This window comes from Acetobacter musti, assembly GCF_011516835.1.
GTDB lineage: Bacteria > Pseudomonadota > Alphaproteobacteria > Acetobacterales > Acetobacteraceae > Acetobacter > Acetobacter musti.
On the sequence record NZ_WOTB01000016.1, the window covers coordinates 62,599 to 84,387 of the forward strand.

At 65.0% G+C, this 21,789-nt stretch carries 19 protein-coding genes; 15 read left to right on the forward strand and 4 right to left on the reverse strand.

All coding sequences use genetic code 11. The annotated features are described in order from the left end of the window. Nucleotides 1-7: 7 nt before the first annotated feature. From GOB93_RS12575 to GOB93_RS12585, 3 genes are read right to left on the reverse strand one after another with little or no spacing between them, the layout of a single operon-like run. The gene (locus tag GOB93_RS12575; protein ID WP_173583854.1) at nt 8-1,192 is read right to left on the reverse strand and encodes an NAD(P)/FAD-dependent oxidoreductase; all 1,185 of its coding nucleotides are present in this window, start codon (nt 1,190-1,192) and stop codon (nt 8-10) included. After that, nucleotides 1,189-2,559, reverse strand: a complete 1,371-nt coding sequence (locus GOB93_RS12580; protein ID WP_173583855.1) for an FAD-dependent oxidoreductase — start codon at nt 2,557-2,559, stop codon at nt 1,189-1,191. The genes GOB93_RS12575 and GOB93_RS12580 overlap by 4 nt, the downstream gene beginning before the upstream one ends. Beyond that, entirely contained in the window at nt 2,541-2,843 is a 303-nt protein-coding gene (locus GOB93_RS12585; protein WP_173583856.1) for a (2Fe-2S)-binding protein, read from the reverse strand. Before GOB93_RS12585 ends, GOB93_RS12580 begins: the two co-directional genes overlap by 19 nt. Nucleotides 2,844-3,111: 268 nt before the next feature. Between GOB93_RS12585 and GOB93_RS12590 the strand changes: the two genes are divergently transcribed. The 14 genes from GOB93_RS12590 (at nt 3,112) to GOB93_RS12655 (ending at nt 20,419) form a co-directional block, all read left to right on the forward strand. Beyond that, nucleotides 3,112-4,596 carry an aldehyde dehydrogenase family protein gene (locus GOB93_RS12590; protein WP_338422370.1) on the forward strand — a complete coding sequence of 495 codons (1,485 nt, stop codon included), beginning with the start codon at nt 3,112-3,114 and terminating at the stop codon, nt 4,594-4,596. A 15-nt stretch (nt 4,597-4,611) separates the two neighbouring features. After that, nucleotides 4,612-5,790 (forward strand): amidohydrolase, encoded by a 1,179-nt coding sequence (locus GOB93_RS12595; RefSeq protein ID WP_173583857.1) that lies wholly within the window; start codon nt 4,612-4,614, stop codon nt 5,788-5,790. Further along, a complete protein-coding gene (locus tag GOB93_RS12600) occupies nt 5,777-6,853 on the forward strand; it encodes a tartrate dehydrogenase (protein WP_173583858.1) in 1,077 nt (358 codons plus the stop codon). Before GOB93_RS12595 ends, GOB93_RS12600 begins: the two co-directional genes overlap by 14 nt. 289 nt (nt 6,854-7,142) lie before the next feature. Beyond that, a complete protein-coding gene (locus GOB93_RS12605) occupies nt 7,143-9,581 on the forward strand; it encodes a TonB-dependent receptor plug domain-containing protein (protein ID WP_173583859.1) in 2,439 nt (812 codons plus the stop codon). Between the two features lie 51 nt (nt 9,582-9,632). Then, nucleotides 9,633-9,848 carry a hypothetical protein gene (locus tag GOB93_RS12610; RefSeq protein ID WP_173583860.1) on the forward strand — a complete coding sequence of 72 codons (216 nt, stop codon included), beginning with the start codon at nt 9,633-9,635 and terminating at the stop codon, nt 9,846-9,848. A 33-nt stretch (nt 9,849-9,881) separates the two neighbouring features. Continuing rightward, nucleotides 9,882-10,550, forward strand: a complete 669-nt coding sequence (locus tag GOB93_RS12615; RefSeq protein WP_173583861.1) for a haloacid dehalogenase type II — start codon at nt 9,882-9,884, stop codon at nt 10,548-10,550. A 56-nt stretch (nt 10,551-10,606) separates the two neighbouring features. Then, complete coding sequence (locus tag GOB93_RS12620; RefSeq protein ID WP_173583862.1) at nt 10,607-11,914, forward strand: NAD(P)/FAD-dependent oxidoreductase; 1,308 nt, start codon at nt 10,607-10,609, stop codon at nt 11,912-11,914. Then, the gene (locus GOB93_RS12625) at nt 11,884-13,470 is read left to right on the forward strand and encodes an ABC transporter substrate-binding protein (RefSeq protein WP_173583863.1); all 1,587 of its coding nucleotides are present in this window, start codon (nt 11,884-11,886) and stop codon (nt 13,468-13,470) included. Before GOB93_RS12620 ends, GOB93_RS12625 begins: the two co-directional genes overlap by 31 nt. Beyond that, on the forward strand, nt 13,467-14,453 hold the full coding sequence (locus GOB93_RS12630; protein WP_173583864.1) for an ABC transporter permease: 987 nt from the start codon (nt 13,467-13,469) through the stop codon (nt 14,451-14,453). Before GOB93_RS12625 ends, GOB93_RS12630 begins: the two co-directional genes overlap by 4 nt. Continuing rightward, nucleotides 14,450-15,259 carry an ABC transporter permease gene (locus GOB93_RS12635; protein ID WP_173583865.1) on the forward strand — a complete coding sequence of 270 codons (810 nt, stop codon included), beginning with the start codon at nt 14,450-14,452 and terminating at the stop codon, nt 15,257-15,259. The genes GOB93_RS12630 and GOB93_RS12635 overlap by 4 nt, the downstream gene beginning before the upstream one ends. Further along, a complete protein-coding gene (locus GOB93_RS12640) occupies nt 15,256-17,124 on the forward strand; it encodes an ABC transporter ATP-binding protein (protein WP_173583866.1) in 1,869 nt (622 codons plus the stop codon). The genes GOB93_RS12635 and GOB93_RS12640 overlap by 4 nt, the downstream gene beginning before the upstream one ends. Beyond that, entirely contained in the window at nt 17,121-18,596 is a 1,476-nt protein-coding gene (locus tag GOB93_RS12645; protein WP_173583867.1) for an NAD-dependent succinate-semialdehyde dehydrogenase, read from the forward strand. Before GOB93_RS12640 ends, GOB93_RS12645 begins: the two co-directional genes overlap by 4 nt. Beyond that, on the forward strand, nt 18,593-19,471 hold the full coding sequence (locus GOB93_RS12650) for a GNAT family N-acetyltransferase (RefSeq protein WP_173583868.1): 879 nt from the start codon (nt 18,593-18,595) through the stop codon (nt 19,469-19,471). The genes GOB93_RS12645 and GOB93_RS12650 overlap by 4 nt, the downstream gene beginning before the upstream one ends. A 21-nt stretch (nt 19,472-19,492) precedes the next feature. Beyond that, a complete protein-coding gene (locus tag GOB93_RS12655) occupies nt 19,493-20,419 on the forward strand; it encodes a 2-hydroxyacid dehydrogenase (protein WP_173583869.1) in 927 nt (308 codons plus the stop codon). Between the two features lie 262 nt (nt 20,420-20,681). Here GOB93_RS12655 and GOB93_RS22030 read toward each other — a convergent pair whose 3' ends face one another. Continuing rightward, on the reverse strand, nt 20,682-20,807 hold the full coding sequence (locus GOB93_RS22030) for a hypothetical protein (RefSeq protein WP_277877266.1): 126 nt from the start codon (nt 20,805-20,807) through the stop codon (nt 20,682-20,684). Between the two features lie 424 nt (nt 20,808-21,231). Between GOB93_RS22030 and GOB93_RS12660 the strand changes: the two genes are divergently transcribed. Continuing rightward, nucleotides 21,232-21,750 carry a phage fiber-tail adaptor protein gene (locus tag GOB93_RS12660; protein WP_173583870.1) on the forward strand — a complete coding sequence of 173 codons (519 nt, stop codon included), beginning with the start codon at nt 21,232-21,234 and terminating at the stop codon, nt 21,748-21,750. The last annotated feature ends 39 nt before the right edge of the window (nt 21,751-21,789 follow it).

A 21,789-nucleotide genomic window follows, 5' to 3' on the forward strand; every position in this document is an offset into this window, starting at 1 on the left:
ACCTGTCTCATGTCTGGCGTGTTGCTGTGGCTGCGGGGCCTGTCGCGGCGTCCTGTGTGAAGCGCGACATGCGGAAAGGGTCGAGCGGAATATCGGTGCTGCCGGTCGCGATCAGCTCCGCCATTGTGGCGCCGACGGCCGGGCCGAGCTGGAAACCGTGGCCGCAGAATCCGAACGCATAGAAAAGCCCTGAAACGGTGGGGCTTGCTCCCATGACAGGCAGACTGTCCTCGACATACCCCTCCACGCCCGACCATGTGCGGATGACCCGCAACTGTGACACGGCCGGAACAAGTCTGGCAAGGCAGGGCATCTGGCGCAGCGTGTTCATCGGATCGAGGCGGGCGCGCTTCGTGACCAGATCGGCGGTGCCGCGGCGGCCGCCGCCGAAAATGATATTGCCGCGTTTCACCTGGCGCAGATAGACGACTTCCTCCGTGACGCCGGATGCCGAGCCGATGACGGGCGCGATCCGGTAGGGCAGAGGCTCCGTGACGCCCATCTGCGGCGCCTGCGGCGCCATGGGCACGTCCTCGCCGAAGGATTTCGCCATCCATCGTCCCCAGGCGCCCCCGGAGATCTGCAGCATCGGCGCGATATAGCGGCCGCCATTCGCGGCCTCGACCACGAAATCGCTGGCGTCCTTGCTGATCGCGGTGACCTCGCACCGTTCGACGACCAGGGCGCCGGCGCGGCGGGCGGCGCGACCGAAGGCCGGCGCGGCAAGACGCGGATTGGCATGCCCGTCATGCGGGGAATACGAGACGGTGGTGATGTCCGGGCCGACCATGGGAAACATTTTGCGGGCCTGGTCGCCGGTCATGATGGTCAGGTCGAGACCGTAGGGTTTGCAGTCGCGGGCATACTGCTCCAGCCGTTCGCCGTCTTCCGGGCGGGTCGTGACGCGGATATGGCCGTTGGGCAGAAATTCGGCGTCCTCGCCGATCAGTTCGGGCAGCCTGCCCCAGATGTCGCGGGAGCGGTTGGAGAGGGGAAGCTGCGGAAGGTAGCGGCCCTGGCGCCGGACATTGCCGAAATTGGTCCCGCTGGCGGCCTGGCCGACGAGGTCGCGTTCGAGCAGGATAACGGAGAGCCCGTGGGTGCGCAGGAAGAAGGCCGTCGCAGCGCCCATCAGCCCGCCGCCGACGACGATGACGTCCGCGCGTGCCGGTTCGCGAAGATACGTTTTCATGACGTCACCTTGCAGTCGAGAGGAAGGGGCTTGAGCGGCGCCGCCGTCCTGATGCGGCCGGCCGACGCGACCGGCTCTCCGCGCGCCGCGGCGAGGATTTCCGTTGCGGCCAGTCCGCACATCCGCCCCTGGCAGCGGCCCATGCCGGGCCGGGCGAGGGCTTTGGCCCGGTTGATTTCCGGGGAATCGTAAGCGGTCGCGGCGTGGCGGATGTCGCCGGCCGTCACGTTCTCGCAGCGGCAGACGACCGTGTCGTCCGGCAGGGCGGCGGCAAGACGGGCCGGCCAGGGGAAGGCTTTCGCCAGGCCGTCGGCAAAGCTGGTCATGGTGTTCAGCGTCTCGCGCAGGCCGAGAATTTCCTCGCCCGGGACTGGGATTTTCCGGTCCTGCAGCAGGGCGCAGGCGGCGAGTTTCCCGGCCGCCTCGGCGGCGTCGGCGCCGCGCAGGATGACGCCGTCTCCCGCGAGATAGACATCGGCCCGGCTGGAACGTCCGTCCGGATCGGTCTTCGGGCGCCACTGGCTGAAGCGGGTGTCATAGATGAATTCGCATTTCAGCAGATCGGCGAGCTGGGTTTCCGAACGCAGGCCATAGCCCATGCCCGCTGAATCGCAGGCGGTGCGATGCAGGGTGCCTTTCGCATCCTGCCAGATCACGGCCGTCACACCGGCTTCCTGCCCTTCGATGCGGCAGGGCGTGATGCCGGAGCGCAGCGGCACGCCGGCGCGGGCGAGGGCGGCCATGTAGCGCAGGCCATTGGTGACGGCGCGGGGACGCACGGCCATGCCGCGCAGGCCGCGCAGGCGGGTGGCCAGACTGCTGGTGTCGAGCACGGCGGCGGGTTTCACCCCGGCCTGGAGATATTGCCAGGCCACGAGATAGAGGAGCGGTCCCGTTCCCATGAAGACGGGGCGCCGGCCAATGGTGCAGGCCTGGGCCTTCAGCGCGATCTGGGACGCCCCGAGGCTGTAGACGCCCGGTGTCGTCCAGCCGGGAAGAGGCATGATCCGGTCCGTCGCGCCGGAGGCGATGATAATGGCGGAGAAGGGGAGGATGGTCACCTCGCTGCCGCGCATGGTGAGCAGGCCCTCATCGGAGACGCCCCAGACGGTCGTTCCGGGGATGTAGCCGATCGAGGGGAGCAGAGCGTCGAAATCGTCGTGCAGCGAGCGGGCGCGTCCGGCTTCGGTCCCGTAGAGCTTTTTGTGGGAGCGGTGGAAGCCGGGGGGCTGGCGGCGGTAGATCTGCCCGCCCTGGCGATCGTTTTCGTCCACGACGACAGGGTGCAGTCCGGCGCTGACCAGGCGCTGCGCGGCGCGGGTTCCGGCCGGCCCGGCGCCGACGATGATTACCGGTTCAGCAGCCACGGAACTTCTCCTGTCATGATGCGCATTCCGTCTTCCGCCTGGGTCGAGCAGGCCCGGAGTTCCCGTCCGTCTTCCGTCCAGATCCAGCAGTCCTGACAGGCTCCCATCAGGCAGAAACCGGCGCGGGGTTTGTTGTCGAATTCGTTTTTCCGCAGTCTGTCGGCATTCGAGAGGACGGCGACCAGCAGCGTGTCGCCTTCGAGGGCTTCGATTTCCTTGCCGTCCACGAAGAGGCGGATCGGCTGGCGGTCCGTCTCATCCACGCGGCAGAACAGGGCTGGCATTCAGGGCTCTCCATGCTTCCGGGCCGCGGAAGGTGTCGGTGGTTTCCGCGTGTCCGGTCCGATCATCATGCCGGAGACGCGGAATGTGTGAAAGGAAAAGGCCGGCAGGACAGCATAAGCTGCGTTTAGCGTTCCAATTACGAAACAAAATTGGCCGCCTCCGCTGCGAAAGTGAGGACGGCGGACGCCATGCGCGCGTTTTTCATGACTTTATTACCCGCCGACGCATCGTCAGACCTGCCCTGTTGTCTTTCCGGGAGAAAAGCCTGTGACCAGCCCGATAACCTTCGATCCGTCTCTGGTCGATATGCCCCGCGGGCATTTCATCGGAGGGCGTTTTGTCGAAAGCGGTGACACGCTGTCCGTTGCTTCGCCGTCAGACGGACAGGTGCGGGCGGAGGTCTGCGCTGGCGGCGCGGCGCTGGTGGACCGGGCCGTGCAGGACGCGGCTCACGCGCAGGCGACCAGCGGCTGGGCGACCTGCGCGCCGCGCGAGCGGGGACGGGTACTGCGGCGCTGGGCCGATCTGGTGGAAGCGCATCGCGACGAGCTGGCGCGGCTGGAATCCGTCTGCTCGACGCGCCCCATTCGGGAGACCACGGCCTGGGACGTGCCGTTCACGGCGGAGGGTCTGCGGTTTTTCGCCGAATACGCCGACAAGCTCGGCGGAGAAGTCGCGGCGACACAGTCCGACCTGCTGGGGATGGTGATCGGCGAGCCCTACGGGGTGATCGGCGCGATCGCGCCGTGGAATTTCCCGCTGGTGATGGGAAGCTGGAAAGTGGCGCCGGCGCTGGTGGCGGGCAACGCGGTGGTGATCAAGCCCTCGGAGATGACGCCGTTTTCGATCGTCCGGCTGGCGCAGCTCGGGATCGAGGCCGGGCTGCCGGCAGGGCTGTTCAATGTGGTGCAGGGCGAAGGCGGCGTGGTCGGGGAGGCGCTGTCGCGTCATCCGCTCTGCGGCAAACTCACCTTCACCGGTTCGACGCGGACGGGCGTGGCGGTGATGACGGCGGCGGCGGAAAGCGGTCCGAAACCGGTCACGCTGGAACTCGGAGGGAAGAGCCCGCAGATCGTCCATGACGATATCCGTTCCGTCGAAACGGTGGCGGCGCGGATTTTCCGGGCGTTTACGGGCAATGCCGGCCAGGTCTGCGTTTCCGGGTCGCGGCTGATCGTGCACCGGAAGGTGGCGGACGAGCTGGTGGAGCGTCTGGTCTCCCTGACGGGGACGGTCGCTCCGGGCATGACGTGGGACGGGGATACGGCGTACTCGCCGGTGATTTCCGCGCGGCAGGCGGACGGGATTGAGGCGATTGTGGCCCGCAGCCTCGCCGTGGGGGCGACGGCGGTGGCGCCGCTGCGGCGTCTGGCGTGCCCCGGAGACGGGCGGTTTCTGTCTCCCTGTGTGCTGACCGGCGTTTCGGAGCAGACGCCGGCAGTGCGGGAAGAGATTTTCGGCCCGGTTCTGACGGTGCAGACATTCGAGGACGAGGACGAGGCGCTTTCCCTGGCGGCGCATCCTGTCTACGGGCTGGCGGCGGGCGTTCACACCTCCGATCTCGGCAGGGCGATGCGGGCGGTGCGGTCGCTGAAAGCGGGGACGGTCTGGGTAAACCGTTATGGGCGGTCGTCGGATTTCGTGATTCCGACCGGCGGTTTCGGCGGCTCGGGGATCGGCAAGGATCTCGGGCGTCAGGCCGTGGAGGCGAATCTGCGGCATAAAAGCGTGCTGATGGCGTTTGGTGAGTGAGCGGAGGTCACGACAATGGAGGCGCCTGCTGATCTTATCGCAATCCGTCGCGATCTTCATGCCCATCCCGAACTGCGTTTCGAGGAAGTGCGGACGTCGGGCATCGTCGCGGATTATCTGATGACGCACGGCTATACCCCGCACCGGGGATTCGCGAAGACCGGCGTTGTGGCAACGCTGGATACGGGACGGCCTGGACCGTCCATCATTCTGCGCGCGGATATGGACGCGCTTCCGGTCACCGAGCGCGGCGGACAGGCGCATGCGTCCCGTCATGAAGGACGGATGCATGCCTGCGGGCATGACGGCCATACGACCATGCTGCTCGGCGCGGCCGCCGCGCTTGCCGTGGCGCCGCCGGAGCGCGGGATCGTGCATTTCGTGTTTCAGCCGGGCGAGGAAGGCGGCGCCGGTGCGGATGTGATGATCCGCGAGGGTCTGCTGGAGCGGTTTCCGGCTGACGCCTGCTTCGGACTTCACAACTGGCCGGGTCTTCAGGCCGGGCAGTTCGGTGTCCGCGCCGGGCCGGTCATGGCCGGCGGATGGCGGTTCGCCCTGCGTCTTCGCGGGCGCGGGGCACACGCGGCGCAGCCGCACCGGGGGACGGATTCCGTTGTGGCCGGGGCGGCTTTCGTGCAGGCGGCGCAGACGCTGGTGTCGCGCCGGACCGATCCGCTGATTCCGGCTGTCGTTTCGGTCTGCATGTTTCATGCGGGGAGCACGGACAATATTCTCCCCGACGGCGCGGAACTGGCCGGCACGATCCGCGCGCTCGATCGCGGGGTTCTGGAAACTCTGAAAGACGGGCTGAAGGACATCGCGGCGGGGATCGCGACGTCCTGCGGGGTGGAGGCCGATATCCGTTTTCACAGCCCGTATCCGGTCACGGTCAATTCCGTTCCGGAGACGGAGTTCGTGCGCGGGGTCATCCGGGCGCTCGATACGGACGGATATCCGGCGGCGATGACGGATATTCCGCCCAGCCTGGCGTCGGAGGATTTTGGATTCTTTCTGGAAGCGCGGCCGGGTGTTTATGCCATGCTGGGCAACGGAGAGGGTTCGGCGCCGCTTCATGCGCCGGATTACGACTTCAATGACGCGATCATTCCGCGCGGCGTCGCATACTGGACAACACTCGCCCGGCGCTTCATGGCGCGGCCGGATGAGAAAGGACGATCTCATGACAACGTATAAAATCGCCGTCATTCCGGGAGACGGGATCGGTAAAGAGGTGATGGCTCCGGCGCTGAAGGTGCTGGACCGCGTGGGGGAACTCTGCGGCATTTCCTTCGGGTATTCGCATTTCGACTGGAGCTGCGAGACCTGGCTGGCGACGGGCAGCATGATGCCGGCGGACGGGATGGACCGTCTCTCGCAGCATGACGCGATCCTGCTCGGCGCTGTCGGCTATCCGACCGTTCCCGATCATATCTCGCTCTGGGGGATGCTGATTCCGATCCGGCGGGATTTCGACCAGTATGTGAATCTGCGTCCGGTGCGTCTGCTTCCCGGCGTGCCCTGTCCCCTGGCCGGACGTGAGCCGGGGGACATCGATTTCTGGATCGTTCGTGAAAACACCGAGGGAGAATACTCCCAAATCGGTGGCCGTTTCGCGGAAGGAAGCGAGGCCGAGGGCGTCGTCCAGACTTCCGTCTTCACCCGGCGCGGGACGGACAGGATCATCCGCTATGCGTTCGAACTGGCGCGAAAACTCGGGCGTCCGCATGTGTCGTCCGCCACCAAGTCGAACGGTCTCTTTCATTCCATGCCATACTGGGACGAGCGGTTCAGCGCGATGGCCGCGGCGTATCCGGATGTGCGCACGGACAGCCATCACATCGATATTCTCGCCGCCCGCTTCGTGATGCATCCGGACCGGTTCGATGTGGTGGTCGGCAGCAATCTGTTCGGTGACATTCTTTCCGATCTCGGACCGGGGATGACAGGCACGATTGCGATCGCCCCTTCGGCCAACATCAATCCCGAAAAGAAATTTCCCTCGATGTTCGAGCCGGTGCACGGATCGGCGCCGGATATCGCGGGGCAGGGGATTGCCAACCCGATCGGCCAGATCTGGGCCGCGTCGATGATGCTGGACCATCTGGGCGAGCCGGAGGCGGCCGCGATGATTCTGCGGGCGATCGAACAGGTGACCGCAACACCCGGCGTCGCGCTGCGCACGCCCGATATGGGCGGCACGGCCTCGACCACCACCTGCGGAGACGCTGTCGTCGCCGCGCTTGAGCAGGCCGTCTGACGGCTGAACCCCGGGAAAGCGGCCTTCCTGTCCCGCGGAAGGCCGTTCCCGCCGCATCTTCTTCCGCACAATGATGCAGATTCGATACGATCTGCCTGTCGTTTCGTGATGATAATGGTTTACCGGCAGCGGAGCCTGAAGAGGCGACAGCGCCGGTCACGAGAGACACGAAATACGAAGAACCGGTCACCGTCCGCTCTCCGCATGAGACGGAGACATGGTGAAATATTCTGATCGTATCACAGGCAATGTTCTGACCGGATCTCCGGTTCTGATGTGGAGCGGGTAAATGCGAACATCTTTCCTTATGCTGTCTGCTACCACGATGCTGGCTGGCCCGGCTTTTCTTGCGCCGGCGGCTTTTGCGGCGGACGTGGCGGTGTCCTCACCGGCCGACAGGCCGGCCCGTGTGATAGCCGCCACGAAAAAGAGCAGTCAGTCAGAGAAAAAATCGGTTGAGGCGGCATCCGACGAGCAGGTCATCGTGACCGGAACGCGCGATCCGCATCAGACGGCGCGCAAAAGTGTCAGTCCCATTCAGGTTGTATCGGCGGCCCAGCTTGCCGCGACGGGACAGGCCGATGTGCGGGACGCGCTGGTCCAGCTTGCGCCGTCCGTGGCCCGCTCGGCGCGCGTGAATGGCAGCGCGAACATGACGGACGCCATCAGCCTCCGGGGCCTTACACCGAATCAGACGCTGATTCTCGTAAACGGCAAACGCCGCCACACAACGGCCGTTCTGTCCAACAACGCAGGCCCCCAGCAGGGAACAACGCCTGTGGACATCGACATGATTCCGGTTTCGGCCGTCGATCACATCGAGATTCTTCAGGACGGGGCCGCGGCTCAGTACGGGTCCGACGCCATTGCCGGTGTCGTCAACATCATTCTGAAACACGACACGCACGGACTTCAGGCGCAGGCGATCAACGGCGGGCGCTATGACGGGGACGGATTCACCTCCGGCGAGTCCCTGAACTGGGGAACATCCCTTTACGGGCGGGGATTTTTCGATCTCAGCGCGGAATATCAGTATCAGGACCACACCTTCCGGGCGACGGCGGACAACCGGACGGGGCAAAAAGACATCATGGATATCGGCGATCCGCGCAAGCAGCGGGAGACCATTTCCTACAATATGGAATTCGCCATTACTGATGATGTGAAGCTTTATTCGTTCGGAACCTACGGGCATCGCAACGGAGAAAGCTATCAGGATTACCGGACCCCGTCCGCCAGCCTGCCGATGTATCCTTACGGATTCAGCCCGCAGGAGACGCTGGATGAAAACGATTTCGGTGTGACCGTCGGATTTAAGGGCCGCAAGTTCGACTGGGACTGGGATGTCAGCACCACCTATGGCGGAGATTCGGACCGGCTGGGGCTGTTCGACAGCATCAATACGACGATGTATTCCGAAACAGGGAGTTCCCCGACGCGTTTCCATCTGATGTCGTTCAACAACACGCAGTGGACGACGGATGCCGGCCTGCGGCACGCGTTCAACGTGCCGCTGCTGGCGGCGCCGCTCAATTTCGCCATCGGCGCACAGTATCGTTACGATTCCTACCATATCGGGGCCGGTGACACCGGTTCATGGTACGGCACCGGGTCCACCGCGTTCCATGGTCTGAGTCCCGCCAATGCCAGCGACAGCAACCGCGATGTCACGGCCGGATATATCGATCTTTCGACACAGCTTCTGCCGAAATGGCAGGTCGATTTCGCCGGACGGTTCGAGCATTACACGGATGCCGGAGACACCGAGACGGGAAAAGTCTCGTCCCGGTATGACATCAACCGTTTCATCGGCCTCCGGGGCACCGTTTCGAGCGGTTTCCGCGCGCCGACCCTGGCTGAAGAGCACTGGACGAACGTGTCCGTGGCGCCGACAACCGTGACCGGGTATATTCCCGTCGATTCAGCCGGCGCGAAGATGCTGGGCGCGCAGTCGCTCAAACCTGAGCGTTCGACCAGCTTCAGCGCCGGCATCGTCATCAATCCGCTGCCGAATCTTCATGCCTCCATCGACGCTTATCAGATCGACCTGCGCGACCGGATCATGGCGGCCGGCGTTTATAACGGGCAGGCCGCGATCGATGCGTTGCAGGCGGACGGGTTCACCATCCCGTCCGGTATTTCCGCCAATGCCGTGACGGCGCAGTATTATGCGAACGCGGCGAGCACGCGGACGCGCGGCATGGATATCACGGCGTCCTATCTGACGAAGCTGGGGCGATATGGCCGCATCAACTGGGATGTGTCGGCGAACTTCAATCAGACCAGTGTCCGGAACGTGGCGCGGGACGGCAACAACAATCCGCTGCTGAACGCGCAGCAGCAGGCCTATCTGACGAGCTACACGCCCCGCAACCGGCTGATCTTCGGCGGATCGTGGCATTATGGCGATCTCGACGTCACGGTGCATGAAATCCGCTACGGACGTGCGACGTCCGAACTGGAGTATTACACCGGCGCGCTGGCCTATTCGAACACGCAGTTCATGCGATTCCTCAATCCGCCGCGCTACGAAACCAACCTCGTCATCGGCTATCAGGTGACGCCGCGCTGGCGTGTCGCTGTCGGCGCCAACAATGTCGGCAACGCGCGGCAGAAGAAGATTCCGGAGCAGTTCCGCTATCTCGGCGCGTATGCCTACGACACCAATATCGAGCAGATCGGATATAATGGTGGATTCTACTATCTTCAGGTCAACTTTAAACTCTGAGGATGCTCTCCGGGCTCCCGTTCAGGCATGAAGCGCGCGGGATTCCGACAAGTGGCGACCGCACGCCTGGCAGGGAAACGGAAGCCGAAAGTGATGCTCACCGTGACAATGGCCGGCTTCCGGGCGTCCTCGCCTGGCGTGGAAAGGCGGATTATCCGTCGCCCGGGCGGGAGGCAGCAGGTTCTTCTGCATGCTGTTGCGTATTCGATACTATGTGCGGGGGATCGCCGCGAAACAGGTATTTCGCTGCCCGTGCAGCGTGCTTAACTCGAACTGTCATTCAGGAGGCTCTGTCCAGACATGTCGCTCTTCAAGCCGAAATTCATCACCTTCGACTGCTACGGCACGCTGATCAACTTCGCGATGGGGCCGACGGCGCGCCGGCTGTTCGCCGATCTCGTTCCCGCCGGGGGGATGGACCAGTTCGTCGCCGATTTCGCCGGCTACCGGCTCGACGAGGTTCTGGGCGAGTGGAAGCCTTACCGCAATGTCGTGCTGAACGCGGTGGAGCGTACCTGCCGCCGCTGGAACATCCCGTTCGACGTGACGCTGGCGAACCGGTTTTATGACGATGTCCCGACCTGGGGGCCGTGGCCGGATGTGCGCGAGCCGCTGTCGCGCGTGGCGAAGGAGTTTCCGCTCGTCATTCTCTCCAACGCGATGAATTCGCAGATTCACTCGAATGTCGCCAATATCGGCGTGCCGTTCCATCGCGTGCTGACCGCCGAGGACGCCCGCGCCTACAAGCCGCGCATGCGGGCCTTCGAGTATATGTTCGACGAGCTGGGCTGCGGGCCGGAAGACGTTCTGCACGTGTCGTCCTCCCTGCGCTACGATCTGATGCCGGCGCGGGATCTCGGTATCCGCAACAAGGTTTTCGTCGCCCGTGGCCATGAGCCTTCGACACCGGAATATGGCTACACGGAGATTAAGGATATCGGCGGTCTGCCGGGCGTCCTGGGTCTCTGAGGCCGCGCCCCGCTCCGGGCGGGGACTTGTCCGTTCAGGATGCAGGGAGTGTGCGTATGAAGCCCGACAGCTACCGGCCCAACAACAGCCGGTCCAGCAGCTACTGGACCGATACGGCGCCCGCCTTCGCGCAGGGCGCGGCGGGGGCGCCGCCGGAGACGGCCGATGTCGTGGTGATCGGCGGCGGATTCACCGGCTTGGCGGCTGCGCGGCGTCTCGCGGCCGACGGGGCGCGCGTCGTGGTGCTGGAAGCGGGGCGTGTCGCGCAGGCGGCGTCCGGTCGCAATGGCGGACAGTGCAATAACGGTCTGGCGCATGATTTCGGCGCGATGGCGGCCACGCGCGGCATGGACGTGGCGAAAGCGTATTACGCCGATTTCGATAAAGCCGTGACGAGTGTTGAGCGCATCGTCCGGGAGGAGAGGATCGACTGCGATTTTCTCCGGGGCGGAAAGCTGAAGCTCGCGGCGAAGCCGGAGCACGTGGCGAAGCTGGAGGCCTCGGCGGCCCTGCTGCGGAAAGAGATCGATCCCGACGTGGAGTTTCTCGACCGGGCGGCGACTCAGGCGGAGGTGGCGTCGGATGTGTTTCATGCGGCGATCCTGTTTCCGCGCAGCGCGTCCCTGCATGTCGGGCGGTTCGGGACCGGGCTTGCGGATGCCGCCGTCCGCAGAGGCGCGTCCGTCTTTGAGAATGCGTTTGTCAGCGGCCTCGACTCTCTGGGCGGCACCCGATATCGCGTGACCTCGACACGCGGTGTCGTGACGGCGGATCGCGTGCTGATCGCGACGGGCGCGTCCGAACGGGGTCCGTTCAGCTGGTTCCGGCGCCGGATCGTGCCGATCGGCAGCTTCATCATCACCACGGCGCCGTTGCCGGACGCAGTCCTGCGGCGCGTTCTGCCCCGGCAGCGGACCTGCACGACCACGCGGCTTGTGGGCAATTTCTTCCGCACGACGCCGGATAACCGGCTGGTCTTTGGCGGCCGGGCACGGTTTGCGCGGCCGGGACCGAAGGACGATGTGAAAAGCGGCGTTGTGCTGCGACGCACGATGGCGACGATGTTCCCGTCTCTTGCCGATGTGGACATCGAATATTGCTGGGGCGGCGTGGTGGACATGACGCAGGATCGCCTGCCGCATGCCGGGCTGCATGACGGTCTGTATTTCGCGACCGGATTCAGCGGGCATGGCACGCAGATGTCGGTGCATCTCGGTGAGGCGATGGCCGGTTTCATGACCGGGAAAAGTCATGATGTCGTCTGGAATCGCGATCGCTGGCCGGCGATTGCGGGGCATTACGGAAAGCCGTGGTTTCTGCCGGCTGTCGGTGCATGGTACCGCTTGAAGGACGCGATTTCCTGATGGCGGGAGGCCGCCTCGCCGGGACGCAGCCCCGGATGTCGCGGCGCGGCGTTCTGGGGGCGGCGGCGCTGGCCTGCGCTTTTTCGTCCCGTTCCGCTGTCGCCTCGCCGGCGTCCGGCGGCCATCTGCGTTTCGCCGGTCTGGTCGGATCGGCCGCCGACACGCTCGATCCGGCCCGTATGGCGGTGGGGAACGACTTTATCCGGGGCCGGTCTTTTTACGACGGGCTGGTCGCGCTTGACGATCAGCTGGCGGTGCATCCGGCGCTCGCGACCCGGATCGAGAGTGACGATTTCGTCACCTGGCATCTGACGCTGCGTCGCGGGGTGACGTTTCATGACGGAAAACCGTTTACGGCGGCGGATGTCGTTTATTCGCTGAGCCGGCAGCGCGATCCGGCCGTGGCCTCGCAGCAGCAGTTTTTCGCGCGCGACATGGCGGAGATCCGCGCTGTCGGCCCGTATGAGGTGCGGATCGTGCTGGAGGAGCCGAATATCGGCTTCCCTTCCATTCTCGCGCTCGACAGTTTTGCGATCACGCGCGACGGAACAACGGATTTTGCCACGGCGAACGGCACCGGCCCGTTTATCTGCACGGAGTTCCGGCCGGGGATCGTGACGACCGGGCGGCGCAATCCGGCTTACTGGGGTGTGGCGCCAGGGGTGGACACATTCAGCCTGATTGCGATTCCTGACGATATGTCGCGGCATGATGCGCTGCTGTCGGGCGATGTGGACGTGATCGGTTCGGCCAACCCGCGCCTGGTGCGGCTTCTGCGCGAGCATGGTTTCGGGATCATCGAAAGCCCTGTCGGCAGCTATACCAATCTGGGTCTCCGTCTGGACCGCGTGCCGGGTTCATCGCGCGACTTTGTCGAGGGCGTGAAATATCTTTTCAACCGGGAACAGGTCCGTGATTCGGTCTTTCTCGGTTTCGCGCGTATCGGCAACGACCATCCGGTGCCGCCTGAAGATCCGGACTACGCGGCCGATCTGCCGCTGCGGGAATACGATCCGGAGCGGGCGTCGTATCTTATCCGGAAATCGGGATTTGCGGAGGCTGATCCGGCGCTTTTCTGTTCTCCGGCGGCGCTGGCCTCGGCCGATATCGCGGTTGTCCTTCAGTATGCGGCCCAGAAGGCGGGGATCGGAATGACGATCCGGCGGATGCCCGTCGATGGCTACTGGAGTCAGTACTGGATGAGGATGCCGATGAGTTTCGGCAACACCAATGCCAGGCCCTCGCTCGATATCGCCTTTGCACAGAGCTTCGCCAGCCGGGCGCCGATGAATGAATCGCGCTGGTCCGATCCGCGTTTCGATCAGCTGCTGCTGCAGGCGCGGCGCGAGCGGGACGGCGGACGGCGTCGGCAGATCTGTCACGATATGCAGGCGATGATTCGCGATGAGGCGGGGATCTGCATTCCGGCTTTCACGACCAGCCTCGATGCGTTCAGCGCGCGGGTGCGGGGGCTGCGTCCGGACCGGGCCGGGCAGCTGATGGGGTATAATTTTCTCCGTCATGTCCGGCTCGCGGATGACGGGGCGCCGGCATGAAGGGGCGGCCGGGCTCCCTGAGCGCCGGACGTTCGGTCATGGGCCGTCTGGTCATGAGTCGTCTGGGCGCGGCGGGATTTTCGCTGGTGTTCGTGATCGTGACGATTTTCGTCATTACCTCGGCGCTGCCCGGCGATGTGGCCGATACGCTGCTGGGGCAGGGCGCGACGCCGGAGGCGACGGCGCGGCTGCGGGAGGCGCTGCATCTGGATCAGCCGGCCTGGCTGCGCTTCTGGCACTGGGCGGGCGGGATGCTGACCGGTGATCCGGGACGCTCGCTGCTGACAGGACACCCGGTTTCCGAACTTGTCCTGCCCCGTCTGCATAATTCCCTGCTTCTGGCCGGCGCGACGGCGGCTGTGTCGGTGCCGCTGGCGCTGGCGGCGGGGCTGGCCTGCGCGATGTTCCGGGGCGGGTGGTTCGACCGGATCGTGACGTTTCTCACCCTCGCGACGGTGTCGGTTCCGGTCTTTCTGATTGCGACACTCGCGGTCTTTGTGTTCGCGGTCCAGCTGAAGATCGTGCCGTCCCTGTCCGATATCGGCTCCATTCATTCGGTCTGGCAGTTTATCAGGGTGTTTCTGATGCCGGTTCTGACGCTGACGAGTGTGACCGTCGCGCAGATGGTGCGCATGATCCGGGCCTGCATGATCGATGTGCTTTCGGCGCCCTATATTGAGATGGCGGTTCTGAAAGGTCTTTCTCCGCAGAGGATCGTTTTGCTGAACGCCCTGCCGAACGCGATCGGGCCGGTGGTGAACGCAATCGCGCTCAGCCTGTCCTCACTGCTCGGGGGCGTGGTGGTGGTCGAGACCGTGTTCAGTTATCCGGGCATGGCCGGGCTGATGGTGGAATCCGTGGCCGCGCGCGATATTCCGGTCGTGCAGTGCTGTGCGCTGGTGTTCTGCGTCGCCTATCTGGCGCTGACGACGACGGCGGATATCGTCGGGATCGCCTCGGCCAGCCGGAAGCGTGACGCATGAGGGATCTGTTCGCGCTCCGGAGAAAAATACCGCCGGGCACACGACGAATCCTGACGCTGCTCTCGGCCTGGTTGCTGCTGGCCCTGCTGGGTCCGATGCTGGCGCCGCATCCGCCGGGCGAGATCATCAGCGGGGAGGTGTTCGGGCCGGTCTCCGCCCATGCCTGGCTCGGCACGGATTATCTCGGGCGGGATCTGTGCAGCCGCCTCCTCTGGGGCATTCGCTATACGGTGGCGATCTGCATGATGTCCACGGCGCTGTCCTGCTGCGCCGGGATTTTCCTCGGTATCGCGACGACGGTGACACCTGTCTGGGTCGAGCGGGTTCTCGGGCGCCTGATGGACGGGCTGCTGTCGATCCCGAGCCTGCTGTTCGCGCTTCTGGTCGTGGCGACGGCGGGAGAGTCCGCGCCGGCGCTGATTCTGACGATGGCGATCATCTACATGCCCGGGTCCTACCGCACGAGCCGGGCGCTGGCGCTGCGGATTGTGCGCATGGACTACATCACGGCGGCGCGGGCGCGGGGCGAGACGCGATCTTTCATTATTCTGTGGGAGATTCTGCCGAATATGACCGATCCGCTGCTCTCGGATATCGGGCTGAGATTCATTTACGCGGTTCTGCTGCTCAGCAATCTGAGCTTTCTCGGTCTCGGGGTTCAGCCGCCGATGGTGGATCTGGGCTCGCTCGTCCGGGAGAATATTCTCGGCATGGCCTATGGCGCGCCCGCGGTCGTGGTGCCGACGCTGGTGATCGCGCTGCTGACGGTGGGGATCAATCTGACCCTGGACAGGGGACGCGTATGAGTGCGCCGCTGATCTCCGTGCGCGGGCTCTGCGTGACCGGATCGGGACGGCACGCGCAGCCGGTTCCGATCGTTCGCGATGTCAGCTTCGATGTGCGGCAGGGCGAGGTTCTGGCGCTGATCGGAGAGTCGGGCTCGGGCAAAACCACGATCGCGCTGACCCTGATGGGATATGCCCGGCCGGGCTGCCGGATTTCCGCCGGTGAAATTCTGGTGGCCGGATACCGGGTTGACCGGATGACCATCCAGGAACTGCGGGCGTTTCGCGGAAAGACGGTCAGCTACGTGGCGCAGAATGCGGGAACGGCGTTCAATCCGGCCCTGACCGTGATGGCGCAGGTTCTGGAGCCGGCGCTGGCGCACTGGGTGATGCCGCGCCGCGAGGCGGAACGGAAAGCCGTGGAGCTGTTTCGCGCGATGGCGCTTCCAGACCCGGAGCGGATCGGAGCGCGGTATCCGCATGAGCTGTCCGGCGGCCAGCTTCAGCGTCTGATGGCGGCGATGGCGCTGATGACCGATCCGGAGATTGTCATCTTCGACGAACCGACGACGGCGCTGGACGTGACGACTCAGGTGGATGTGCTGCAGGCGTTCCGTTCGGTGATCGCGGATCGCGGGATTACCGGCGTGTATGTCACGCATGATCTGGCGGTGGTGGCGCAGATTGCCGACCGGGCCGTGGTCCTTCGGCACGGGACGGTGCAGGAGGCCGGTTCCGCGGAGCAGATCCTGCTGGCGCCGCGCGAGCCTTATTCACGCGAGCTCGTCGCGGCGAGCCGGATCGCGCCCCGCGCGGCGGCGGAGATGCCGGATCAGGACGCGGCGCCGGTGCTGACCGTTTCGGATCTGGTCGTCGGCTACGGCCCGAAGGATGAGGAAGGACTGCCGGCCCGGCGGATTCTGAATCGTGTGAGCCTGACGGTGCCGGCGGGCGGGACACTGGGAATCATCGGCGAGTCCGGCTGTGGCAAGAGCACCATGGCGCGGGCGATTTCGGGGTTGCAAAGCCGGGCCGCCGGTTCGCTGACGTTCCGGGGCGAGGCGCTTGCGGGCGATGTGGCCCGCCGGACGGCGGAACAGCGCCGGCGGCTGCAGCTTGTTTCGCAGAATGCCGATCTCGTGCTGAACCCGGCCTGGACGATCGGCGCCATTCTCGATCGTGTGCTGGTGTTCTTTCATGGCATGGATGCGGTGTCGGCGCGGGCGGAAACGCTCCGGCTGCTGGAGCTGGTGAAACTGCCGCCCTCCGTCGCGGAGCGGCGTCCGGGGGCGTTGTCGGGTGGACAGAAGCAGCGGGTGAATCTGGCGCGGGCGCTGGCAGCGCGGCCGGATCTGATTCTGTGCGACGAGATCACGGCGGCTCTCGATCCGGTGGTGGCGGCCGCAATTCTGGACACGCTGGCGGAACTTCAGAAAGCGCTTGGCCTGTCATGCATTTTCATCACGCACGATCTTCACGCGCTGCGGGCTGTGTGCGATCGCGTGGCGGTTCTGCTGGGAGGGCATGTCGTCGAGGAATGCGACGCCGCTTCGCTTCTGGAGGGTGTGCATCATCCCTATACGCGGCTTCTGTCCGGGTCCGTGCCGGAAATGCGTGTGGGGTGGCTCGACGACGTGATGGCGGAGCGCGTGATGGCGCTTCCGGAAACCGGAAACGGGATCGGACGTCAGGCCGGCCGCGATGGCTGTCCGTTTGTCCCGCGATGCGGGGTTTTCAATGGCGATCTGTGTGTGAACGGGCCGGTGCCGGTGCGGGTCGAACCGGCCGGGCACCGTCACATCGCCTGCACGCATACGCCGGAGGCGCTGGGGCGGCTGATGCCGGATTTTCAAAATGACATGGAACAGACTGGAGGAATGATATGAGCACATCGGTTCTGAAAGACCCGGATCTCTTTCGTCAGCAGGCCTTTATCGCCGGTATGTGGGCAGACGCGACCGGGGGCGGGGTAATTTCCGTCGATAATCCGGCGACGGGAGAGAGTATCGGCCATGTGCCGGCCTGCGGCGTGACGGAGACACGCGCGGCGATTGCGGCGGCGCAGACGGCGCAGCGGGAGTGGAAGCAGCGGCCGGCGGCCGAACGGGCGCAGGTGCTGATGGACTGGCATGACCAGATCATGGCGAATCTCGATGACCTGGCGGCCATCATGACGCTGGAGCAGGGCAAGGTGCTGGCCGAGGCGAAAGGGGAAGTGCGCTATGCGGCGTCGTTCCTGAGCTGGTTCGCAGCCGAGGCGCGGCGCGCGGATGGCTGGATTCTGCCCGCGCCCGCTCAGGATCGCCGGATTCTGGTCCTGAAGGAGCCCGTAGGGGTGACGGCGGCGGTGACGCCGTGGAATTTTCCGCTGGCGATGATCACCCGCAAATGCGCGCCGGCCCTGGCGGCGGGCTGCAGCATGGTGATCAAGCCGTCGGAACTCACGCCGTTCTCGGCGCTGGCCGTCGCCGCCCTGGGCGAGCGGGCAGGGGTTCCAGCCGGGCTGGTCAGCGTCGTTACCGGAATGCCGCAGGAGATCGGCGCGGAACTGACGTCGAGCGCCGTGGTCCGCAAACTGTCCTTCACGGGCTCGACCCGGGTCGGGGCGCTGCTGATGCGCCAGTCGGCGGACACGATCAAGCGGCTGAGTCTGGAACTGGGCGGCAACGCGCCGTTCATCGTCTTTGACGACGCCGACCTCGATCTGGCGGTCAGCGGGGCCATGGCCAGCAAATTCCGCAATTCGGGACAGACCTGCATCTGCGCCAACCGCGTGCTGGTTCAGGATGCGATCCATGACCGTTTCGTCGCGCGGCTGGTGGACGAGGTGGCGCGGCTGAAGGTCGGGGACGGGTTTGACCCGTCGGCGACGATGGGGCCGCTGATCAGCGAGGCGGCGGTGGCCAAGGTGCGCGGCCATGTGGAGGACGCGCTGTCGAAAGGCGCGGTCTGTGTGTCGGCGCCGCTGAAAACCGAGGGATGTTTCGTCAGCCCCGTCGTGCTCACCGGGGTCACGCGCGACATGGCGGTGGCGCAGGAGGAGACGTTCGGCCCTGTGGTGCCGGTGTTCCGGTTCCGTGACGAGGACGAGGCGCTGGAGATTGCCAACGGAACGCCTTACGGTCTGGCGGCCTATTTCTTCACGGGCGATCTGGATCGCGCCTGGCGGGTTGGCGAAGCGCTGGAATTCGGCATGGTTGGCCTGAACACAGGAGCGATTTCGATGGAATCGGCGCCTTTCGGCGGTGTGAAGCAGTCGGGGCTCGGCCGCGAGGGCGGCCATGCCGGGCTGGATGAATTTCTGGAGATGAAGAGCTTTCACATGGCCGGTCTGGCCGGAAAGTCCCGCACGTCATGAGCGCGTCTTCGTTGCTGTCCGGTGTGAGCCTTCGCGACATGCGCGCGGACGATCTGGATGCCGCGAGCGGCCTGTCGAAGGCTCTCGGGTGGCCGCACCGGCTTGAGGACTGGCAGTTCATGTTCGCGCTGGGCGACGGAATGGTGGCGACGGGACCGGACGACGCGCTGATCGGCACGATCATGTGGTGGTCTTACGGCACGACGGACGCGGCGTTCGGGATGATCATCGTCGCGGATGCGTGGCAGGGGCACGGCATCGGCGGCCGGCTGATGAGGAGCGCGAAAAACGCTCTGCCGGGCCGGGTGCTGCATCTGAATGCGACGGCGGTCGGGCTGCCGCTTTACGAGAAGATGGGCTTTCTGCCCTGCGGGATCGTCGAGCAGCGCCAGGCCCGCGCAACGATCCAGCCGGTCGTACCGCTTCCGGAGGGCGCGCGTCTGCGGCCCGCCGGGCTTGCGGATCTCCAGACCCTGATCCGGATGGACAGCGCGGCCTGCGGGCTGGATCGCAGCACTCTGATGGAGCGCCTTCTGATGGAGGGCGACTGCATCATGGTCGATGGCGGAGCGGATGACGGGGTCGCGCCGCAGGGGTTCGCCTTCTGCCGGAAATTTGGCTGGGGGAATGCGATCGGGCCGGTGGTGGCGGAGGACAGTCGTTCGGCCATGGCGATGATCGCCTACTGGATCGGCAGCTTTGCCGGACAGTTCATCCGGATCGATATTCCGCTGTCCGGCGGCCTGTCGTCCTGGCTGGATGAAGCCGGCCTGCTGAAGGTCGATTCCGTCACGACGATGAGCACCGGCGTCCGGCCGGAGCGCGCAGCCGCCGGGCCGGTCACGTTCGCGCTGTGCAGTCAGGCTCTGGGCTAGAGCGAAGCAGGGAAGAAAATCATGTCATTCGTTATCATGACCAGGCCGGATCGCGCGGCGGTCTGGAAGCGCGTCATCACGGCCGGACTGCCGGAAGAAACGGTCGAGATCTGGCCCGACGTCGCCGATCCGGAAGCCGTCGAATTCCTCGCGGCCTGGACCATGCCGGACGATCTCATAACGCTGTATCCGAATCTGAAGGTTCTGTTTTCGGTCGGAGCGGGGGTGGACCAGCTCGATCTGTCGCGGGTGCCGGCGGGCGTTCAGGTCGTCAGGATGATCGAGCCGGGCCTGACGGAGGGCATGGTCTCCTATGCGCGATATGCCGTTACGACCATCCACCGGGGAATGCTGCGTTATATCGCCCAGCAGCGCACGGCGACGTGGAAGGCCTGGCCGTATCCTCCGGCGTCAGAAGTCACGGTCGGGGTGATGGGGCTTGGGGAACTGGGCCTGCCGGTGGCGCAGGATCTGCTCGGGGCGGGTTATGCCTGCCGGGGATGGGCGCGCAGTCGCAGAGAGGTCGATGGCATTGAGACATTCGCCGGCGAGGGCGAACTGGATGCGTTTCTCTCGGAAACGACGATTCTGATCTGCCTGCTGCCTCTGACGCCCGCGACAGCCGGGATTCTCTCGGCTTCCCTGTTCGACCGCCTGCCTGATGGCGCCGGGCTGGTGCATTGTGGTCGCGGCGGACAGCTGGTGACGGCCGATCTGATCGCGGCGCTCGACCGGGGCCGGATCGGCGCGGCTGTGATCGACGTCACCGAGCCCGAGCCTCTTCCGCCTGAAAGCGCCTTGTGGTCGCACCCGAATGTGCTGATTACGCCGCATATCGCGAGCATGACGCAGGCGGAAACCTCGGCGCGGTCTCTGGTCGATAATATTGCCCGCTATCGCAGCGGCCGGGCGATGCGGGGCGCCATTGATCTGACTGTCGGTTACTGACCCGGTCACGCGGTCTGGCGTCAGAGACGCGGACAAGGCGACAGGGGGGTGAAGGAGCCGCCGGGGATCGCTTCCGGCCTGGGTGAGGGAAGCGGCGCTGCCCAGGCCTGTTTTTCTCTGCGGGACTTTTCCGGGCCGGCGGGCAGTCGAACCGGACCCCGTCGATATCGTTGTAGTGGGGCTCAGCAGCGGAGTGAGCCAATGACAACGAAAAATATTATCCGGAAAAACATCACCCGAAGAAGTCTCGTGGCGCTGGCGATTATGCTCGCCCTGCCCGGAGCCGTGGAGATGGCAGCGGCACAGCCTGTCCCTTATCCGCCACCACCACCGCCACCCCGGCGCAGAAGGTGGAGAAGAAGACGCCGGAGACTCCCGCCACCACCACCGCCCCGTCCGCGATAAGCGCGGGTCCCGGCCCCGCTCCGGCGGGGCCGGTTTCGGGCAGGGGCCACTCTTACCCTTTTTCAGATGAACAAACCGGGATCAAAGGGACCAAGTCCCTTTGTGGGGTCCGGGGCAAAGCCCCGCAAAACCGCCCCGCATAAAAATATTATAAACGCCCTGACTTCCCCTTCAGCCAGCCTGATCTGCCCGATCCCCCGCCCGGATCAGTGCCTGCCTTCATCGTGGTCTCTCACCGGAAAATTCTTCGGACCATGGACAGCTATGATCCGGTCACCACGCGGCCTGGCTGCCTGAAAAGGTGATCGATTATCCGCGCGGCTTCGCGGATACCGGACCGGAGGGAAAATGCCCCTCCGGAGCCGGCCGCCAGATCGTGGACCATAATCTTATCGACAAGGCCTGGAATGACCGCCTCTGAACTGCCTGACAGCCTGATCCCCTCTCCGCTTCGTCTCTATACTGTCCCTGGGCTTCCGGCGACGACACAGGGCTGCGGCTGCTCCGTGCCGGCGGTGCAGCCGCGCGGAATCACGACGATGACCGGCTTCGTGCCTGAAATGCCGGCCAAGTCGAGCGCCGCCGTGCTCGATTACGGAGTCGATTTCACGGACTGGCTCGTCGATACCGGCGACACGATCCAGGCCGGAGGCGTTTCCGCAACCGTAACGACAGCCGCGGGCTTTCCGTACGATCTCACGGTGGTCTGGGCGGATGTCTGTAACGGAACGCAGGCCATCATCATGCTAGCCTCCGGCCCCGCCGGCAGTTTTCAGATCGTCAATGTGCAGGCGATAACGGAACAGGGGCGCACCTGTACCCAGCAGATCATTGTGCCGGTCAGCCGCGCGACGGAAACGGTGGACCCGCCGGCATCATCGTCGACGACCGGCACCGGTGGCGACAGTTCCGACACGCTGAAATAAGAACGGCACGCCTGCCCGCACATATGCTTACGGGAAACC

What these genes read in the sequence shown, in the direction of transcription:
- GOB93_RS12575 (WP_173583854.1), bottom strand. Translation starts at nt 1,192, where the DNA reads ATGAAAACGTATCTTCGCGAACCGGCACGCGCGGACGTCATCGTCGTC.
- GOB93_RS12585 (WP_173583856.1), bottom strand. Translation starts at nt 2,843, where the DNA reads ATGCCAGCCCTGTTCTGCCGCGTGGATGAGACGGACCGCCAGCCGATC.
- GOB93_RS12595 (WP_173583857.1), top strand. Translation starts at nt 4,612, where the DNA reads ATGGAGGCGCCTGCTGATCTTATCGCAATCCGTCGCGATCTTCATGCC.
- GOB93_RS12600 (WP_173583858.1), top strand. Translation starts at nt 5,777, where the DNA reads ATGACAACGTATAAAATCGCCGTCATTCCGGGAGACGGGATCGGTAAA.
- GOB93_RS12605 (WP_173583859.1), top strand. Translation starts at nt 7,143, where the DNA reads ATGCGAACATCTTTCCTTATGCTGTCTGCTACCACGATGCTGGCTGGC.
- GOB93_RS12615 (WP_173583861.1), top strand. Translation starts at nt 9,882, where the DNA reads ATGTCGCTCTTCAAGCCGAAATTCATCACCTTCGACTGCTACGGCACG.
- GOB93_RS12620 (WP_173583862.1), top strand. Translation starts at nt 10,607, where the DNA reads ATGAAGCCCGACAGCTACCGGCCCAACAACAGCCGGTCCAGCAGCTAC.
- GOB93_RS12625 (WP_173583863.1), top strand. Translation starts at nt 11,884, where the DNA reads ATGGTACCGCTTGAAGGACGCGATTTCCTGATGGCGGGAGGCCGCCTC.
- GOB93_RS12630 (WP_173583864.1), top strand. Translation starts at nt 13,467, where the DNA reads ATGAAGGGGCGGCCGGGCTCCCTGAGCGCCGGACGTTCGGTCATGGGC.
- GOB93_RS12635 (WP_173583865.1), top strand. Translation starts at nt 14,450, where the DNA reads ATGAGGGATCTGTTCGCGCTCCGGAGAAAAATACCGCCGGGCACACGA.
- GOB93_RS12640 (WP_173583866.1), top strand. Translation starts at nt 15,256, where the DNA reads ATGAGTGCGCCGCTGATCTCCGTGCGCGGGCTCTGCGTGACCGGATCG.
- GOB93_RS12645 (WP_173583867.1), top strand. Translation starts at nt 17,121, where the DNA reads ATGAGCACATCGGTTCTGAAAGACCCGGATCTCTTTCGTCAGCAGGCC.
- GOB93_RS12650 (WP_173583868.1), top strand. Translation starts at nt 18,593, where the DNA reads ATGAGCGCGTCTTCGTTGCTGTCCGGTGTGAGCCTTCGCGACATGCGC.
- GOB93_RS12655 (WP_173583869.1), top strand. Translation starts at nt 19,493, where the DNA reads ATGTCATTCGTTATCATGACCAGGCCGGATCGCGCGGCGGTCTGGAAG.
- GOB93_RS12660 (WP_173583870.1), top strand. Translation starts at nt 21,232, where the DNA reads ATGACCGCCTCTGAACTGCCTGACAGCCTGATCCCCTCTCCGCTTCGT.